A 14,325-nucleotide genomic window follows, 5' to 3' on the forward strand; every position below is an offset into this window, starting at 1 on the left:
CGAAAGACACACATGGCAGACGAAGAGCGTCCCGACCCGAACGCCGAACACGAGCACGGCCGTATCGACCAGGTCGACCTGCAGCTGGAGATGCAGCGCAGCTACCTCGACTACGCGATGGCGGTCATCATCGGCCGCGCGCTGCCCGACGTGCGCGACGGCCTCAAGCCCGTGCACCGGCGCGTCCTGTACGGCATGTACGACGGCGGCTTCCGCCCCGACAAGTCGTTCTCGAAGTGCGCGCGCGTCGTCGGCGAGGTGATGGGCCAGTACCACCCGCACGGCGACACGGCGATCTACGACGCGCTCGTACGCCTCGTGCAGCCATGGTCGATGCGCTACCCGCTGGCCCAGGGCCAGGGCAACTTCGGCTCGCCCGGCAACATGGGCGCTGCGGCCCCGCGGTACACCGAGACGAAGATGGCTCAGCTCGCGCTCGAGATGGTGCGCGACATCGAAGAAGAGACCGTCGACTTCCAGGACAACTACGACGGCCAGACCCAGGAGCCGTCCGTCCTGCCGGCGCGCTTCCCCAACCTGCTGGTCAACGGCTCGGTCGGCATCGCGGTCGGCATGGCGACCAACATCCCGCCGCACAATCTCCGCGAGGTGTCGGCGGGTGCGCTGTGGGCGCTGGACAACCCGGAGGCCAAGCGCGAGGAGCTGCTCGAGGCGCTCATGGAGCGCATCCCCGGCCCCGACTTCCCGACGGGTGCGCAGATCCTCGGCACGAAGGGCATCCGCGAGGCCTACCGCACCGGGCGCGGCTCGATCACCATGCGTGCGGTCGTCTCCATCGAGGAGATCCAGGGTCGCACCTGCCTCGTCATCACCGAGCTGCCGTACCAGGTCAACCCCGACAACCTCGCGGTGAAGATCGGCGATCTGGCCCGCGAGGGCAAGATCACCGGGATCGCCGACATCCGCGATGAGACCAGTGACCGCACCGGGCAGCGCCTCGTGGTGGTGCTCAAGCGGGATGCCGTCGCGAAGGTCGTGCTGAACAACCTGTACAAGCACACGCAGCTGCAGGAGAACTTCGGCGCGAACATGCTCGCGATCGTCGACGGCGTGCCGCGTACTCTCCCGCTCGACGGCTTCGTGTCGTACTGGATCGAGCACCAGATCGACGTCATCGTGCGTCGCACGACCTACCGGCTCCGCGAGGCCGAGAAGCGCATGCACATCCTGCGCGGCTACCTCAAGGCGCTCGACGCCCTCGACGAGGTCATCGCGCTCATCCGCCGGTCGCCGACCGTGGACGACGCGCGCGAGGGACTGAAGTCGCTGCTGGAGATCGACGACATCCAGGCCGACGCGATCCTGCAGATGCAGCTGCGCCGCCTGGCAGCCCTCGAGCGTCAGAAGATCGTCGACGAGGCGACCGACCTCGAGGCGAAGATCGCCGATCTCAACGACATCCTCGTCAAGCCGGCGCGCCAGCGCTCGATCGTGCGCGACGAGCTGACCAGCATCGTGGAGAAGTTCGGCGACGAGCGCCGCACCCACATCCTGCCCGGCTACGACGGCGACATGTCGGTGGAGGACCTCATCCCCGAAGAGGAGATGGTGGTCACCGTCACGCGCGACGGCTACATCAAGCGCACGCGCAGCGACAACTACCGGTCGCAGCACCGCGGCGGCAAGGGCGTCAAGGGCGCCCAGTTGCGCGCCGACGACGTCGTCGAGCACTTCTTCGTCACGACGACCCACCACTGGCTGCTGTTCTTCACGAACAAGGGTCGCGTGTACCGGTCGAAGGCGTACGAGGTGCCGGAGGCCGGTCGCGACGCGAAGGGCCAGCACGTCGCCAACCTCCTCGCGCTGCAGCCCGACGAGGAGATCGCGCAGATCCTCGACATCCGCGACTACTCGGTGGCGACCTACCTCGTGCTCGCGACCCGCAACGGCCTGGTGAAGAAGACGCGCCTCAGCGAATACGACACCAACCGCCAGGGCGGCATCATCGCGATCAGGCTCCGCGGTCAGGTGCCCGACGAGACCGGCGACGCCGACGCGGGTCCCGACGACGAGGTCGTCAGCGCGCTGCTGGTCGACGAGGGCGACGACATCCTCCTCATCAGCCGGCACGGCATGTCGCTGCGCTTCTCCGCCACCGACTCGGCGCTGCGGCCCATGGGCCGCTCGACCTCGGGCGTGAAGGGCATGGACTTCCGGGCGGGCGACAGCCTGCTGTCGGCATCCGTCGCCAGCGACGAGGGATTCGTCTTCGTGGTCACCGAGGGCGGCTACGCGAAGCGGACCTCGGTCGACCAGTATCGGGTGCAGAACCGGGGCGGACTGGGCATCAAGGTGGCCAAGCTGAGCGAGGATCGCGGCGATCTCGCGGGCGGTCTCATCGTCTCGGAGGACGACGAGGTCTTGGTGGTTCTTGCCAGCGGCAAGGTGGTACGCTCTGCCGTGGCCGAGGTCCCCGCCAAGGGTCGAGACACGATGGGAGTCGTGTTCGCCCGCTCCGACGAAGCCGATCGCATCCTCGCGATCGCACGCAACGGCGAACGGGGCCTGGCCGAAGAACCAGACGACGCAGCCGCCGACGGCGCCGAAGAGGCCCCGTCACCCGAGGTCCCCGCCGGGACGGATGCCTCGCCCGAGACCCCCGAAGAGAGCACCGACTCATGAGCACAGTAGCCGACAAGCTCGCCAAGAAATCCAGCCACAAGACGAGCGCCAAGCAGGTCCGCCTGCGCCTGGTGTACATCGACTTCTGGTCGGCCGTGAAGCTGTCCTTCCTCGCCGCCATCGCGATCGCCGTGGTCACCGTCGTGGCGTTCGTGATGGTGTTCCTGGTGGTGCAGACCACCGGCCTCATCGCGAAGGCGGACGAGTTCTTCTCGAGCTTCTCCGACGGCAGCATCCTGCTGTCGCACTTCGTGAGCTTCCCCCAGGTGCTGGCCTTCTCGGCCGTCGTGGCGATCCTCAACCTCGTCGTCGTCACCGTCCTCGGCGCCGTCATCGCGGGCATCTACAACCTCGCGGTCAAGGTGACCGGCGGCCTGCTGGTCGGGTTCACCTCCAACTGACCGTAACGTCCGAGCGCCGGCATCCGATTCGGGTGCCGGCGCTTCGCGTTGGCGGGTCAGACGACGGCCGTGCCCAGCATCGTGCCGATGATCCACGTCACCGCGAGCGCCAGCGCGCCGCCGATGACGAGCCGGGCGGCCGCGCGCAGGCGCGGCGCACCGCCCAGGACCGCCGACAGCGTGCCCGTGGCGGCGAGGGCGAGCAGCACCGCGACGAAGGTCACGGGCACCCGCCATTCCGGCGGCGGAAGCAGGATCGCCAAGAGCGGCAGCAGAGCGCCGAGCGTGAATGCGATCGCCGACGAGATCGCGGCGTGCCACGGGTTGGCGAGGTCCTCCTGGTCGATGTGCAGCTCGACCTCCAGGTGTGCCGACAGCGCGTCGTGCGCGGTGAGCTCCTCGGCGACCTGGCGGGCGGTCGCGTCCGAGAGGCCGCGGGCCCGGTACAGCCCGGTCAGCTCGTCCAGCTCGGCCTCGGGCATGTCGCGCAGCTCACCGCGCTCCTTGGCGATGAGGGCGCGCTCGGAGTCCCGTTGACTGCTGACCGACACATACTCGCCGAGCGCCATCGAGATCGCGCCGCCGACGAGCCCGGCGATGCCGGCGGTGAAGAGAGCGCCGGTGTCGGTGGTCGCGCCGGCGACGCCGACGACGAGCGCCGCGACCGAGACGATGCCGTCATTGGCGCCGAGGACGCCCGCGCGCAACCAGTTCAGTCGCTGCCCCACTCCTGCGCCGTGGGGCTCGTCCGGGTGCGCGTTCGTGGTCACGGCACCAGTCAACCAGCCCGATTCGTGAAATCGCCATCCGTCGGGTAAAGTCTTGGAGGTTGCGGGGCGCAAGCGCCGCGACGACGGGGCTATAGCTCAGGCGGTTAGAGCGCTTCACTGATAATGAAGAGGTCCCAGGTTCAAGTCCTGGTAGCCCCACCGTAAGCCCCGGGGCCTTAGCTCAGTTGGTAGAGCGCCTGCTTTGCAAGCAGGATGTCAGGAGTTCGAATCTCCTAGGCTCCACAGAAGATGCACCTCCACACGAAGCCGGTCCCGACCAGGGCCGGCTTCTCGTTCTCACGACCGCCCCGCGGTTAGGGTGAATCATGGACCTCCGCGTCGCTGCCTACGCGGTGATCGTCGATGACGATGACCGGATCCTGCTCGCCCACTGGAACGAAGGGCGCCGGTCAGCGTGGACGATGCCGGGCGGCGGGCTGGAGCCCGGCGAGGACCCCGAGCGGGCGGCGCGCCGCGAGGTGCGGGAGGAGACCGGCTACCGGGTCGCGATCGAGCGACTTCTCGGCATCCACTCCCGCGTCATCCCGCCGGGGCGGCGGCTGACGCCGCAGGCCGAGGCACCGCTGCATACCCTCCGCATCGTCTACCGCGCCCGTGTCACCGGCGGACGCCTGCGCCACGAGCAGGACGGCTCGACCGACCGGGCGGAGTGGTTCCCCCTCTCGGATGTCAAAGGGCTCCAGCGCGTGAAGCTCGTTGACATCGCGATCGAGATGGCCGGCATCGAACTGCCCCGGAAACGCTGAGGCCCGGCGGGGGACGCGGCCGCCCGGTCGAGCGGCGCGGCGCTTCGAGCCGTCAGTCGATCGGCTGCGAGATGTCGGCGACCGTGGCCCCGTACGCGGCGATGAGATCGTCGGCGTCCACGAACATGCTGTAACCGTGCGCGCCGGCGCCCATCGCGATGCGCTCACCCACGATCGCGCTGTCGGCGTAGACCGGCCAGTCGTGCGTGCTGCCGAGCGGCACGATGGTGCCGCGCTCGTAGCCGGTCGCGGCCAGGGCGCGCGCCGGGTCGGGCAACTGGAGCTTGTTCACCCCCACGACGGCGCGCAGCTTCGGCCACGAGATCGCGCGGTCCCCCGGGATCAGCGCGAACAGGAACGTGTCGTCGCTGCGCTTGACCACGAGCGTCTTCACGATCCCCGACGGCGGGATGCCGAGGATGGCTGCCGCCTCCGGGAGGCTGTTCGCCGCGGGGCGTTCGCGGATCTCGATCGCCAGACCGCGCGCGGCAGCGGCCGCGCGGACGCGGTCGGTGCCGGTGGAACTCTCGTCGGTCGCGGACTCAGGCATCCGGCGCGCGCAGCGGGTCGTCCGCGACCCACAGCTCGTCGTCGGCACGCAGCGTCTGCCATGCCGCGTACAGCACACCGACAGCCGCGGCGACGCCCAGGACGATGGCGATCCAGCCGCCGGCGCCGATGCCCTTCTTGACGGGCTCGGGAGCCGCCTTGCGGAACGATGCCTTGAGATCGAGGCCGCGCCCGCCCGCCAGACGCTCGCGCGTGTCGTTCGCGGCATCCCACACCGACATCGCAGAGCCCATGACGGCACCGGCGGCGGGGATGATCGTGCTGTTGACGACCTTCTTGCCCTTGTCGACATACGGCGCGGCGTAGCGGTCGTAGTTGGCCTGGACCTGCGGCTTGACCTGCTCGCGACCGTAGTTGCCGAGCTGGCGGCTGGCCTCGCGGGCCATGGATGCCGCCTCTCCGACCAGGACCTGCTGCGTCTCCCACAGGTTGCTGGCCTGCTTCTGCAGCTTCACGAGTTCCTTCTTGCGCTTGCGGCTGAGGCTCACGGTGCCCTCCCTTTGGGGATGTCGGTCTCCTTCATCTTGCCAGACCTCCGCCCGGACGGCAGGGGTTGCAGGGAACTCTGAGACAATGTATGAATGCCGCTTCACACCGCAGTCGCAACGATCCACACCAACCACGGCGACATCGTCGTCAACCTGTTCGGCGACCACGCGCCGCGCACGGTGCAGAACTTCATCGGCCTGTCCGACGGCTCGCAGGCGTGGACGCACCCCGCGACGGGCAAGCCCGGCGAGGGCCCCCTGTACAAGGACGTCATCTTCCACCGCATCATCTCGGGCTTCATGATCCAGGGCGGCGACCCGCTGGGTCAGGGCGTCGGCGGTCCCGGCTACAACTTCAACGACGAGATCAACGGCGAGCTCACCTTCACCGCGCCGTACAAGCTCGCCATGGCCAACGCCGGTCTTCGCCGCAACGCCATCACCGGCCAGCCCGAGGGCACCAACGGCTCGCAGTTCTTCATCACGGTTCCCGGTCAGGGCGGCCGCGGCCCGGAGTGGCTGCAGGGCAAGCACACGATCTTCGGCGAGGTCGCCGACGACGCGTCGAAGGCCGTCGTCGACGCCATCAGCGAGGTCCCGACCGCTGCCGGCGACCGTCCGGTGGAGCCCGTCGTAATCGAGTCGATCGACGTCGCCACGGTCTGACCGCAGCGCGTGACCACCGACGACCTCAGCCGCAACCGCGAGAACTTCTGCTACCGGCACCCCGATCGCCAGAGCTTCGTGCTCTGTCAGCGGTGCCTGCGCACGATCTGTCCGGAGTGCCAGACCACCGCCGCCGTCGGCGTGATCTGCCCGGAGTGCCTGCGCGACCAGCAGAAGGCGCAGTCCCCTGCGCAGCGCAAGGCCGAGCGTCGGTGGTCTCGCCCGCGGGCGCTGTCGGCGTCTGCCGGGCAGCCGGTCGTCACCTACACGATCATCGCGCTGACCGCGTTCGTCTTCCTGCTGTCGCTGATCCCCGGCGGCGTCGGCGACGCGGTGCAGGGCGCGCTCCTCTACTGGGCCCCCGCGCTCTACCCGCAGTTCAACGGTGAATTCCAGCCGTGGCGGCTCGTCACCGTCTCGCTCGTGCACTCCGGGTTCTGGCACGTCGGCCTCAACATGCTGGCGCTGTGGATGATCGGCCGCAGCCTCGAGCCGCTGCTCGGTCGCTGGCGATTCCTCACCCTCTATGTCCTCAGCACGCTCGGCGGCTCCGTGGCGGTCACGCTGCTGTCGTTCACGACACCCGTGGTCGGGGCATCCGGAGCGATCTTCGGCTTGTTCGGCGCGCTGCTGGTGATCGGCCGCCACATCGGCGCGAACATCGCGGGGATCGCGATCGTGCTGGGCGTCAACCTGGTCATCGGGTTCATCCCCGGCTTCAACGTCTCGTGGCAGGCGCACATCGGCGGCCTTCTGGTGGGCCTGCTCGTGGCGTTCATCTTCACGCGCACGCGTGCGGTGCGTCAGCGCGGCCTGCAGATCGGCCTGCTCGTCGTCGTCGGCGCAGGACTCGTGGCACTGCTGTTCGTGCCCGTCGTCTTCCCCTCGCTGATCCTCCTGTAGCCTGCCCGTTCGAGCGGCCGGGTGGACTTATCCACAGGTTCATCCACAGGTGGGGAGAATCACACCTGTGTAATTCACACCTGTTAACAGGGTTGTTAACAACCGTCGGATGCCACGACGGACGGCATCGGCACACGGAAAAGCCCCGGTCATCAGAGACCGGGGCTTCTGCTGGCGACGCGCTAGCGCCAGCGTGTCGTCATGAGGAAGCCGATGAAGGCGATGCCGAAGCCGATCACCAGGTTCCACGCACCGATGCCGGGAATGGGCCACGCCATTCCGCTCAGGTAGAACACGAGGATCCACACGAGACCGATGAGCATCAGTCCGATCATGATCGGCTTGAACCACACCGGGTTGGGTGCGGCTTCGCCTTCTGCGCGCTCGACGAGCGGGTCGTCGTCTTTGCCGGGTCGTGCCATGCAGAGAAGTCTAGCCTGGCCGTCGGTGTGAACCCGTGCGTGCGAGAATCCCCCTGTGGATGAAGCGGTGGCACCCTCCGGCCGCGTCGCGGGGACGAGTGCGCGCCCGGCGCGGCGCCCGTCGGTCGTGGGCGTCATCGGCGAGCTCCTCATCACCGCGGGCGTCATCGTGCTGCTCTACGTCGTGTGGCAGCTGTGGGTCGGCGACATGATCTACGGTGCCGAGCGCAACGCCACGGGCTCCTCGCTGTCGCAGGAGTGGGCGAAGGAGGGGGGCGTGCCCGCACCGCCGGCCCCCGCTGCGACCGATGAGACCGACGAGCCCGCCTCCGAACCCGCCGGCCCCGTCACGGCCGCTCCCCCGGTCCTCGCCGAACCCGCCGACGCCGAGACCTTCGCGGTCATGCGCATCCCGCGGTTCGGTGACGACTATGCGGTGCCGGTCGCCGGCGGCGTGACGCGGGCGCGCACGCTGGACCCCATCGGGATCGGACACTACCCGGGCACGTCGATGCCCGGCCAGCCGGGGAACTTCGCCGTCGCCTCACACCGGACGACGTGGGGCAAGCCGTTCAACCGCATCGCCGAGCTCCGCCTGGGCGACGCCATCGTCGTCGAGACGCCCGAGGGGTGGTTCACCTACCGATTCCGCACCCTCCAGTACGTGACGCCGAGCGAGGTGGAGGTGCTGCTACCGGTGCCGCAGGCGGCGGACGTCCCCGCCGGTACTGCATACATCACCCTCACCAGCTGCAGCCCCATGTTCGCGATGACCGAGCGCATCGTCGCGTACGGGGTGTTCGAATCGTTCACGCCGCGCACGGCCGGCGAGCCGGCGTCCCTGCAGGCGGTGGCGTGATGTACGCGGCGCTGTGGCATGTGCTTCCCGGCCCCTGGTGGGTGCGGGTGCTGATCCTCGTGGTGCTCGTCGCCGCGGCGCTGTACGGACTCCTCTTCCACGTCTTCCCGTGGGTGAGCCAGTTCGTCAACCCGCAGGAGGTCACCGTCGCCCTCGCCGGCGTCGCGGACGGGCGGAGGTCATGACCTCGGCGATGCCGGCGGCGCCGGTCCTGGTCGTCGACAACCACGACAGCTTCGTCCACACCCTCATCGGGTACCTGCACGAGCTCGGTGCCGAGACCGACCTCGTCGAGGCGGACCGCATCGCCGACCCCGCGCGCGACATCGCCGGGCGCCCCGGGGTCCTGGTGTCGCCCGGCCCGGGGACCCCGGCCGACGCGGGGGCGTCGATCGACGTGGTCCGCGCCGCGGCGGAGGCCGGCATTCCTCTCCTCGGCGTGTGCCTGGGACACCAGGCCATCGGCGAGGCCTTCGGCGCGCGGGTCGATCACGCCCCCGAGCTCATGCACGGCATCACGTCGCAGGTCCATCACGACGGCTCCGCGCTCTACGCCGGACTCGTCGATCCCTTCACCGCGACCAGGTACCACTCCCTCGCCATCGTGCCCGAGACGGTCCCGGACGACCTCGTCGTGACCAGCCGCACCGACAGCGGCGTCATCATGGGGATCGCCCACCGGACCGCTCCCGTCCTCGGTGTGCAGTTCCACCCCGAGAGCGTGCTCACCGACGGCGGGTACCGGCTGCTGGGCAACTGGCTCGCCTCCGTCGGATACGCGGATGCCGCGACCCGCGGCGCGGCGCTGAGCCCGCGACGGGGCGCGCGCGGCCAGGGCGCGTAGGCGCGTCCGGCGTCGGGTCTTCGCCTACGACCCCGAGCAGTACGTGAGGGTGATCTCGGATCGCACGGGCACGTCGCCCGGCGGGAGGGACTGGGACTGGACGGTCGCCGGATCGGCGCCCGGGCAGTTCGGGTCCTCCGCCGGGATGACCGTGAGTCCCGCCGATTCCAGCTCGCGCGTCGCCGCATCCAGCGTGTACCCGCGCACATCGTCGATCGCGACGCGTCCTGAGGCGACGACGAGGTTCACCGTGGTGCCCTGCGGAACGCTCGCCGCGTCTGCCGGATCGCTCGAGATGACGGTGCCGGCCGTGAGACCGGCGTCGTTCTGCGTCGTGATCGTGCCGAGCACCAGACCGGCGTCGGTGAGGGCCGCGATCGCGGCATCCTGCGCCAGCCCCGTCAGCGTGGGCACGGTCGCCATCTCCTGGCCGCTGGAGACGTACACCCGCACCTGCTGCTCGGGCTCGACCGACGTGCCGGCCTCGGGATCGGTGCGGATGACGTTGCCCTCGGGGACGGCCGTGTTCTCCTCGTCGACGCGGAACGCCAGCAGATCGCTCTCGGCGAGCTCCTCGTTGGCCCTCTCGTAGGTCATCCCCTCGACGTTCGGCACGACCCGCACGTTGGCGGGCATGTCGTCGCCCGGCTGGATCGAGAGCACCCAGAACAGCAGCGAGATGAGCAGCACCGCGAGCAGCCCGACGCCCGCCCAGATCCACGCGACCGGCGGGCCGGCCTGGGTGCGCTTCATCGTGGTGTCGGTGCTGAGCTGACGCAGCGACCGGGCGGTCTCGGCCGCCTGACGCGGGTTGGGACCGTACAGCTCGCTGGTGAGTGCGCCGACCTGGCGCTTGGACGGCTCGCGGCCGTCGACCGTCGCGTCCAGCGCCTCCCGGAAGCGGGCGGCGTCCTGGTAGCGCTGGAACGGGTCCTTCGCGAGCGCGCGGAGCGCGACGGTGTCGAGGGCGCGCGGGACGGTCTCGTTGACCTCCGAGGGCGGCACCGGCGCCTCGCTGACGTGCTGATACGCCACGGCGACCGGCGACTCGCCGCGGAACGGCTGGCGTCCGGTGAGCAGCTCGTACAGCACCACGCCGGTGGAGTACACGTCGGCGCGTGCGTCGACGGGCTCCCCCTTGGCCTGCTCCGGCGAGAAGTAGGCGGCGGTCCCGAGGATCTGGGTGGTCTCGGCCACCGTGGACGAGCCGTCCGACACCGCGCGCGCGATGCCGAAGTCCATGACCTTCACCTGGCCGGCGTCGGTCACCATCACATTGCCCGGCTTGATGTCGCGGTGGATGACACCCGCGCGGTGCGAGTACTCGAGAGCCTCGAGGATGCCGTCGACGTAGCGGACGGCATCCGTCACCGGAACCGGGCCGGAGGAGATGATCTCTTTGAGCAGGCGCCCCTTGACGAGCTCCATCACGATGAACGGAACCGGGCGCAGCGTGCCGTCGGGCGTGGTGAGGGAGTCCTCGCCGGCGTCGTAGACGCGCACGATCGTCGGGTGGGCCATGCGGGAGGCCGCCTGCGCCTCGAGGCGGAACCGGGTGCGGAAGGCATTGTCGTCGGCCAGCTCGCGATCCAGGACCTTGATCGCGACCTCGCGGCCCAGCGTCAGGTCGTACCCACGGTAGACACTGGCCATTCCGCCGCGGCCGATGGGCTCGTCGATGCGATAGCGCCCCGAAAGCACACGCGGCTCAGCTGTCACGGTCACTCCCTGCCTGGAACACAAGCCAGACTATCCGAGCGAGAGCGGGTCACGCGGCCGACCGGACCCGCTCCCCGGACTCACTCAGGCTCAGCCGTCGCCCAGCACGTCCGTCGGGTCGGGTGTCGGAGTCGCCGCCTCGATGAGCACCGTCGCCTCGCCGGACTCGCCCGAGGTGCGGTTGCCCGCCGACCCGCCGCTGCACGTCACGTTGTAGGTGACGATGACGGTCTGCCCGGCGGCGTCGCCCGCGGTGACCGTCGCGTTGCGGGCGTTCTGCGGGAAGTTCGGGCCGTTCGCGATGGAGCCGTTCTGCACCGTGAAGGTGTACGCGCTCACCGATCCGGTGCCCGGCGGGCAGCTGTAGCCCTCCCACATGACCGTCAGGTCGCCCCCGGGCTCCACCGTCTGCGGCGAGCCCTGGAACGTCGGCGCGGTGGGCGTGGGCATCGGGGTCTGGCCGGCATACACCGTCAGCTCGATGACCGTGCCCAGCTGGACGTTGCCCGTCGGGCTGACGTCGTAGACCTTGCCCTCGCTCGGCTGATCGGGAGCGGCGTTCCCCTCGGCGCACGTCGCACCCAGGCCCAACCCGTCCAGCGCGGCGGAGGCCGTGGCGCAGTCCGAGCCGATGTAGTCCGCCGCGACGACGTTCGCCGTGGTCGGCGTCGGGGTCGGCGTGTTCGTCGGGGTCGGGGTGGCCGACGGCGAGCTGCGCGTCGGTTCGGGGGTCGGCGTGTCCTGGTTGGCGATGACCGCCCAGATCGTGCCGGCCAGCACGAGCAGCAGCAGCGCGATGAGCGCGATCAGCGGCCACGTCCACGGGCTGCGCTTCTTCTTCTCGGCCGGCTCGTCGGTCACGACCTCTTCGACCGGGGTCGCCAGGATGCGTGTCGCCGCGCCGGCGTCGGCCCCGGCACCCAGGAGCTGCGTCGTCGCATCGGCCGCGACGGCTCCGCCCGCGATGGCGGGCACGGCCGCGGCCGCGGCGGCCACGTCTCCGCGCCGCAGCGCGGTCGCGGCGCGCGCCACGGCGGCGGCGGACGCGGGCCGGTCCTCCGGCTTCTTGGCGATCATCGCCATGACGAGGTTCTGCACGGGGGCGGCGACCGTGGCCGGAAGCGGCGGCGGCTGCTCGTTGATCTGCGCCATGGCGATCGCCACCTGGGACTCACCGGTGAAGGGACGCTTCCCGGCGAGGCTCTCGTACGCGACGATGCCCAGCGAGTAGATGTCGGTGGCCGGCGAGGCCGGGTGACCGGAGGCCTGCTCGGGCGACAGGTACTGGACGGTGCCCATCACCTGGCCCGTCGCGGTGAGCGGCACCTGGTCGGCGATGCGTGCGATGCCGAAGTCGGTGATCTTGACGCGCCCGTCCGGCGTGATGAGCAGGTTGCCGGGCTTGATGTCGCGGTGCACGAGCCCCGCGGCGTGCGCGGCCTGCAGGGCGGCGGAGGTCTGCGCGACGACATCCAGGGTCTTGTCGGTCGAGAGCGACACGTCGCGCTCGAGGATCGTCGACAGCGCCTCGCCGGGAACGAGCTCCATGACCAGGAACGCGCTGCCGTTCTCCTCGCCGTAGTCGAACACGCTCGCTATGCCCTCGTGGTTGACCAGCGCGGCATGCCGGGCCTCGGCGCGGAAGCGCTCCAGGAACCCGGGATCGCCCATGTACTCGTCTTTGAGGATCTTGATTGCGACCGTGCGTCCGATGACGTGGTCTGTCGCCTCCCAGACCTCGCCCATGCCGCCGATCGCTATGCGCGAGTCGAGTTCGTAGCGGCCGCCGAAGGTCACGCCCTGCGTCGGTCTCATCGTCCCAGCACCGCCTCCATGACCTTCTTCGCGATAGGAGCGGCGATGGTGTTGCCGCTGCCCGATTGTCCTTGCCCGCCGCCGTCTTCCACGACGACGGCGACGGCGACTTCCGGGCTCTGCGCGGGTGCGAACCCGGTGAACCACAGCGTGTATGGTTCGCCGGTTCCGTTCTCCGCGGTACCGGTCTTACCGGCCACGTCGACTCCGTCTATTCTTGCACCCGACGCAGCGCCGTCACTGACATTGGCGACCATCATGGCGACCAGCTCCTCTGCGAGATCGGCGTCGAGAGCCCGCCCGAATTCGGTGTCTTCGAATGTCTGCTGGACCGAGAGATCCGGTCCGATCACGCGGTCGACCATGCGGGGGTTCATGACGATCCCGCCGTTGGCGATGCCCGCCGACACCATCGCGATCTGCAGGGGAGTCGCGGTCACCTGGCCCTGACCGAAGCCGCTCAGCGCCGTCTGGGCGTCGTCCTGGATCGTGCGCGGGTAGCCCGACGGCGTCGAGACGAGCGGGATCTCCACCGGGACGTTGAAGCCGTACTTCTCCGCCTCCTCGCGGATCGCGGTGTCGCCGAGCTCGACCGCGAGCTCCGCGAACGGGATGTTGCAGCTGAGCCGGAGGGCGTCCGCGAGAGACACCGTCTCACCGGGACCGCACGTCCCGCCGCTGGCGTTGTGCACCACGCTGCTGGACTGCGGCAGCTGGTACGTCGCCGGGTTCGGCAGCTGCGAGTCCGGCGTGTACTCGCCGGAGGCCAGCGCAGCCGACGCCGTCACCAGCTTGAAGGTCGAGCCCGGTGGGTTCAGGTCGCCCGCGATGGCGCGATTGGACAGGGGCATGCCGGGGTCGGCGACGAGCTCGTCGTAGGTCGCGTTCACCTGTTCGGTGTCGTGCGAGGCCAGCACGTTGGTGTCGTAGCTCGGGCTCGTCACGAGTGCGAGCACGCGGCCGGTCGACGGCTCGATCGCGATCACGCCGCCCTGCAGGTCGCCGAGCGCCTCGAAGGCCGCGCGCTGCACGTCGGCATCCAGCGACAGCACGACGTTCGACCCGCGGGGCGGCTGTCCGGTGAAGATGCGCTCCAGGCGGGAGAGGAACTGCGAGCCCGCGGTGCCGCTGAGCTGCTGGTTCATCGCCTGCTCGATCCCGGTGGCCGAGTTGAGCGCCGGGTTGATGTAGCCGGTGACCGGCGCCCACATGGCGGCGTCGGTGTACACCCGCTGCCAGCTGTAGAGGTCGTCGGATGCCACGGACGAGGCGATCGCCGAGCCGCTCGCGATGATCGACCCGCGCTGCACCTCGTACGAGTCGTACAGCGCGCGGCGGTTCTCGGGGTTCGCGCCCAGCTCGTCCGACTGGATCACCTGGATCCAGCTCGTGGACGCGAAGAGGGCGAGGAACATGAGCAGCATCAGGATGCTGAGGCGACGGAGTTCTTTCGTCATG

At 69.6% G+C, this 14,325-nt stretch carries 15 protein-coding genes and 2 tRNA genes; 10 read left to right on the forward strand and 7 right to left on the reverse strand.

The window, feature by feature from the left end:
• Positions 1 to 12: 12 nt before the first annotated feature.
• The gene (gene gyrA, locus ACFRAL_RS02320) at positions 13 to 2,643 is read left to right on the forward strand and encodes a DNA gyrase subunit A (RefSeq protein ID WP_336394004.1); all 2,631 of its coding nucleotides are present in this window, start codon (positions 13 to 15) and stop codon (positions 2,641 to 2,643) included.
• Positions 2,640 to 3,044, forward strand: coding sequence for a DUF3566 domain-containing protein (locus tag ACFRAL_RS02325; RefSeq protein WP_336394003.1), 405 nt, complete (start codon positions 2,640 to 2,642; stop codon positions 3,042 to 3,044). The genes gyrA and ACFRAL_RS02325 overlap by 4 nt, the downstream gene beginning before the upstream one ends.
• A gap of 56 nt (positions 3,045 to 3,100) precedes the next feature.
• Here the strand turns inward: ACFRAL_RS02325 and ACFRAL_RS02330 are convergent, their stop codons facing one another.
• Positions 3,101 to 3,826, reverse strand: a complete 726-nt coding sequence (locus tag ACFRAL_RS02330) for a VIT family protein (protein WP_378879315.1) — start codon at positions 3,824 to 3,826, stop codon at positions 3,101 to 3,103.
• A gap of 73 nt (positions 3,827 to 3,899) precedes the next feature.
• On the opposite strand from ACFRAL_RS02330, the gene ACFRAL_RS02335 reads away from it, so the two are divergent.
• From ACFRAL_RS02335 to ACFRAL_RS02345, 3 genes are all read left to right on the forward strand, one after another.
• Positions 3,900 to 3,973: transfer RNA gene (locus ACFRAL_RS02335), tRNA-Ile, on the forward strand.
• An 11-nt stretch (positions 3,974 to 3,984) separates the two neighbouring features.
• Positions 3,985 to 4,057 (forward strand) — tRNA-Ala (locus tag ACFRAL_RS02340).
• An 83-nt stretch (positions 4,058 to 4,140) separates the two neighbouring features.
• Entirely contained in the window at positions 4,141 to 4,581 is a 441-nt protein-coding gene (locus tag ACFRAL_RS02345; protein ID WP_336394001.1) for an NUDIX hydrolase, read from the forward strand.
• A gap of 52 nt (positions 4,582 to 4,633) precedes the next feature.
• On the opposite strand, the gene ACFRAL_RS02350 is transcribed toward ACFRAL_RS02345, so the two are convergent.
• Entirely contained in the window at positions 4,634 to 5,131 is a 498-nt protein-coding gene (locus ACFRAL_RS02350; RefSeq protein WP_336394000.1) for a YbaK/EbsC family protein, read from the reverse strand.
• Positions 5,124 to 5,639, reverse strand: coding sequence for a DNA helicase (locus ACFRAL_RS02355; RefSeq protein WP_336393999.1), 516 nt, complete (start codon positions 5,637 to 5,639; stop codon positions 5,124 to 5,126). The genes ACFRAL_RS02350 and ACFRAL_RS02355 overlap by 8 nt, the downstream gene beginning before the upstream one ends.
• A 93-nt stretch (positions 5,640 to 5,732) precedes the next feature.
• On the opposite strand from ACFRAL_RS02355, the gene ACFRAL_RS02360 reads away from it, so the two are divergent.
• Positions 5,733 to 6,305 carry a peptidylprolyl isomerase gene (locus ACFRAL_RS02360; protein WP_336393998.1) on the forward strand — a complete coding sequence of 191 codons (573 nt, stop codon included), beginning with the start codon at positions 5,733 to 5,735 and terminating at the stop codon, positions 6,303 to 6,305.
• 9 nt (positions 6,306 to 6,314) lie between these two features.
• Positions 6,315 to 7,208, forward strand: coding sequence for a rhomboid family intramembrane serine protease (locus ACFRAL_RS02365; RefSeq protein WP_336393997.1), 894 nt, complete (start codon positions 6,315 to 6,317; stop codon positions 7,206 to 7,208).
• Positions 7,209 to 7,390: 182 nt separating this feature from the next.
• On the opposite strand, the gene ACFRAL_RS02370 is transcribed toward ACFRAL_RS02365, so the two are convergent.
• The gene (locus ACFRAL_RS02370) at positions 7,391 to 7,630 is read right to left on the reverse strand and encodes a cell division protein CrgA (protein ID WP_336393996.1); all 240 of its coding nucleotides are present in this window, start codon (positions 7,628 to 7,630) and stop codon (positions 7,391 to 7,393) included.
• Positions 7,631 to 7,685: 55 nt separating this feature from the next.
• On the opposite strand from ACFRAL_RS02370, the gene ACFRAL_RS02375 reads away from it, so the two are divergent.
• From ACFRAL_RS02375 to ACFRAL_RS02385, 3 genes are read left to right on the forward strand one after another with little or no spacing between them, the layout of a single operon-like run.
• Positions 7,686 to 8,489 (forward strand): class E sortase, encoded by an 804-nt coding sequence (locus ACFRAL_RS02375; protein ID WP_378879321.1) that lies wholly within the window; start codon positions 7,686 to 7,688, stop codon positions 8,487 to 8,489.
• Positions 8,489 to 8,674, forward strand: a complete 186-nt coding sequence (locus ACFRAL_RS02380; RefSeq protein WP_336395025.1) for a hypothetical protein — start codon at positions 8,489 to 8,491, stop codon at positions 8,672 to 8,674. Before ACFRAL_RS02375 ends, ACFRAL_RS02380 begins: the two co-directional genes overlap by 1 nt.
• 8 nt (positions 8,675 to 8,682) lie before the next feature.
• Positions 8,683 to 9,333, forward strand: a complete 651-nt coding sequence (locus ACFRAL_RS02385) for an anthranilate synthase component II (protein WP_378880215.1) — start codon at positions 8,683 to 8,685, stop codon at positions 9,331 to 9,333.
• A gap of 24 nt (positions 9,334 to 9,357) precedes the next feature.
• Here ACFRAL_RS02385 and pknB read toward each other — a convergent pair whose 3' ends face one another.
• The 3 genes from pknB to ACFRAL_RS02400 form a co-directional block, all read right to left on the reverse strand.
• The gene (gene pknB, locus ACFRAL_RS02390) at positions 9,358 to 11,052 is read right to left on the reverse strand and encodes a Stk1 family PASTA domain-containing Ser/Thr kinase (RefSeq protein WP_336393993.1); all 1,695 of its coding nucleotides are present in this window, start codon (positions 11,050 to 11,052) and stop codon (positions 9,358 to 9,360) included.
• Positions 11,053 to 11,142: 90 nt separating this feature from the next.
• Positions 11,143 to 12,867 (reverse strand): serine/threonine-protein kinase, encoded by a 1,725-nt coding sequence (locus tag ACFRAL_RS02395; protein WP_378879324.1) that lies wholly within the window; start codon positions 12,865 to 12,867, stop codon positions 11,143 to 11,145.
• On the reverse strand, positions 12,864 to 14,324 hold the full coding sequence (locus tag ACFRAL_RS02400) for a penicillin-binding transpeptidase domain-containing protein (protein ID WP_336393991.1): 1,461 nt from the start codon (positions 14,322 to 14,324) through the stop codon (positions 12,864 to 12,866). Before ACFRAL_RS02400 ends, ACFRAL_RS02395 begins: the two co-directional genes overlap by 4 nt.
• Position 14,325 lies beyond the last annotated feature (1 nt).

Source organism: Microbacterium sp. NPDC056736 (genome assembly GCF_042790415.1).
Taxonomy (GTDB): Bacteria; Actinomycetota; Actinomycetes; order Actinomycetales; family Microbacteriaceae; genus Microbacterium.

What these genes read in the sequence shown, in the direction of transcription:
- ACFRAL_RS02385 (WP_378880215.1), top strand. Translation starts at nt 8,683, where the DNA reads ATGCCGGCGGCGCCGGTCCTGGTCGTCGACAACCACGACAGCTTCGTC.
- ACFRAL_RS02350 (WP_336394000.1), bottom strand. Translation starts at nt 5,131, where the DNA reads ATGCCTGAGTCCGCGACCGACGAGAGTTCCACCGGCACCGACCGCGTC.
- ACFRAL_RS02370 (WP_336393996.1), bottom strand. Translation starts at nt 7,630, where the DNA reads ATGGCACGACCCGGCAAAGACGACGACCCGCTCGTCGAGCGCGCAGAA.
- ACFRAL_RS02380 (WP_336395025.1), top strand. Translation starts at nt 8,489, where the DNA reads ATGTACGCGGCGCTGTGGCATGTGCTTCCCGGCCCCTGGTGGGTGCGG.
- ACFRAL_RS02325 (WP_336394003.1), top strand. Translation starts at nt 2,640, where the DNA reads ATGAGCACAGTAGCCGACAAGCTCGCCAAGAAATCCAGCCACAAGACG.
- ACFRAL_RS02400 (WP_336393991.1), bottom strand. Translation starts at nt 14,324, where the DNA reads ATGACGAAAGAACTCCGTCGCCTCAGCATCCTGATGCTGCTCATGTTC.
- ACFRAL_RS02345 (WP_336394001.1), top strand. Translation starts at nt 4,141, where the DNA reads ATGGACCTCCGCGTCGCTGCCTACGCGGTGATCGTCGATGACGATGAC.
- gyrA (WP_336394004.1), top strand. Translation starts at nt 13, where the DNA reads ATGGCAGACGAAGAGCGTCCCGACCCGAACGCCGAACACGAGCACGGC.
- ACFRAL_RS02360 (WP_336393998.1), top strand. Translation starts at nt 5,733, where the DNA reads ATGCCGCTTCACACCGCAGTCGCAACGATCCACACCAACCACGGCGAC.
- ACFRAL_RS02395 (WP_378879324.1), bottom strand. Translation starts at nt 12,867, where the DNA reads ATGAGACCGACGCAGGGCGTGACCTTCGGCGGCCGCTACGAACTCGAC.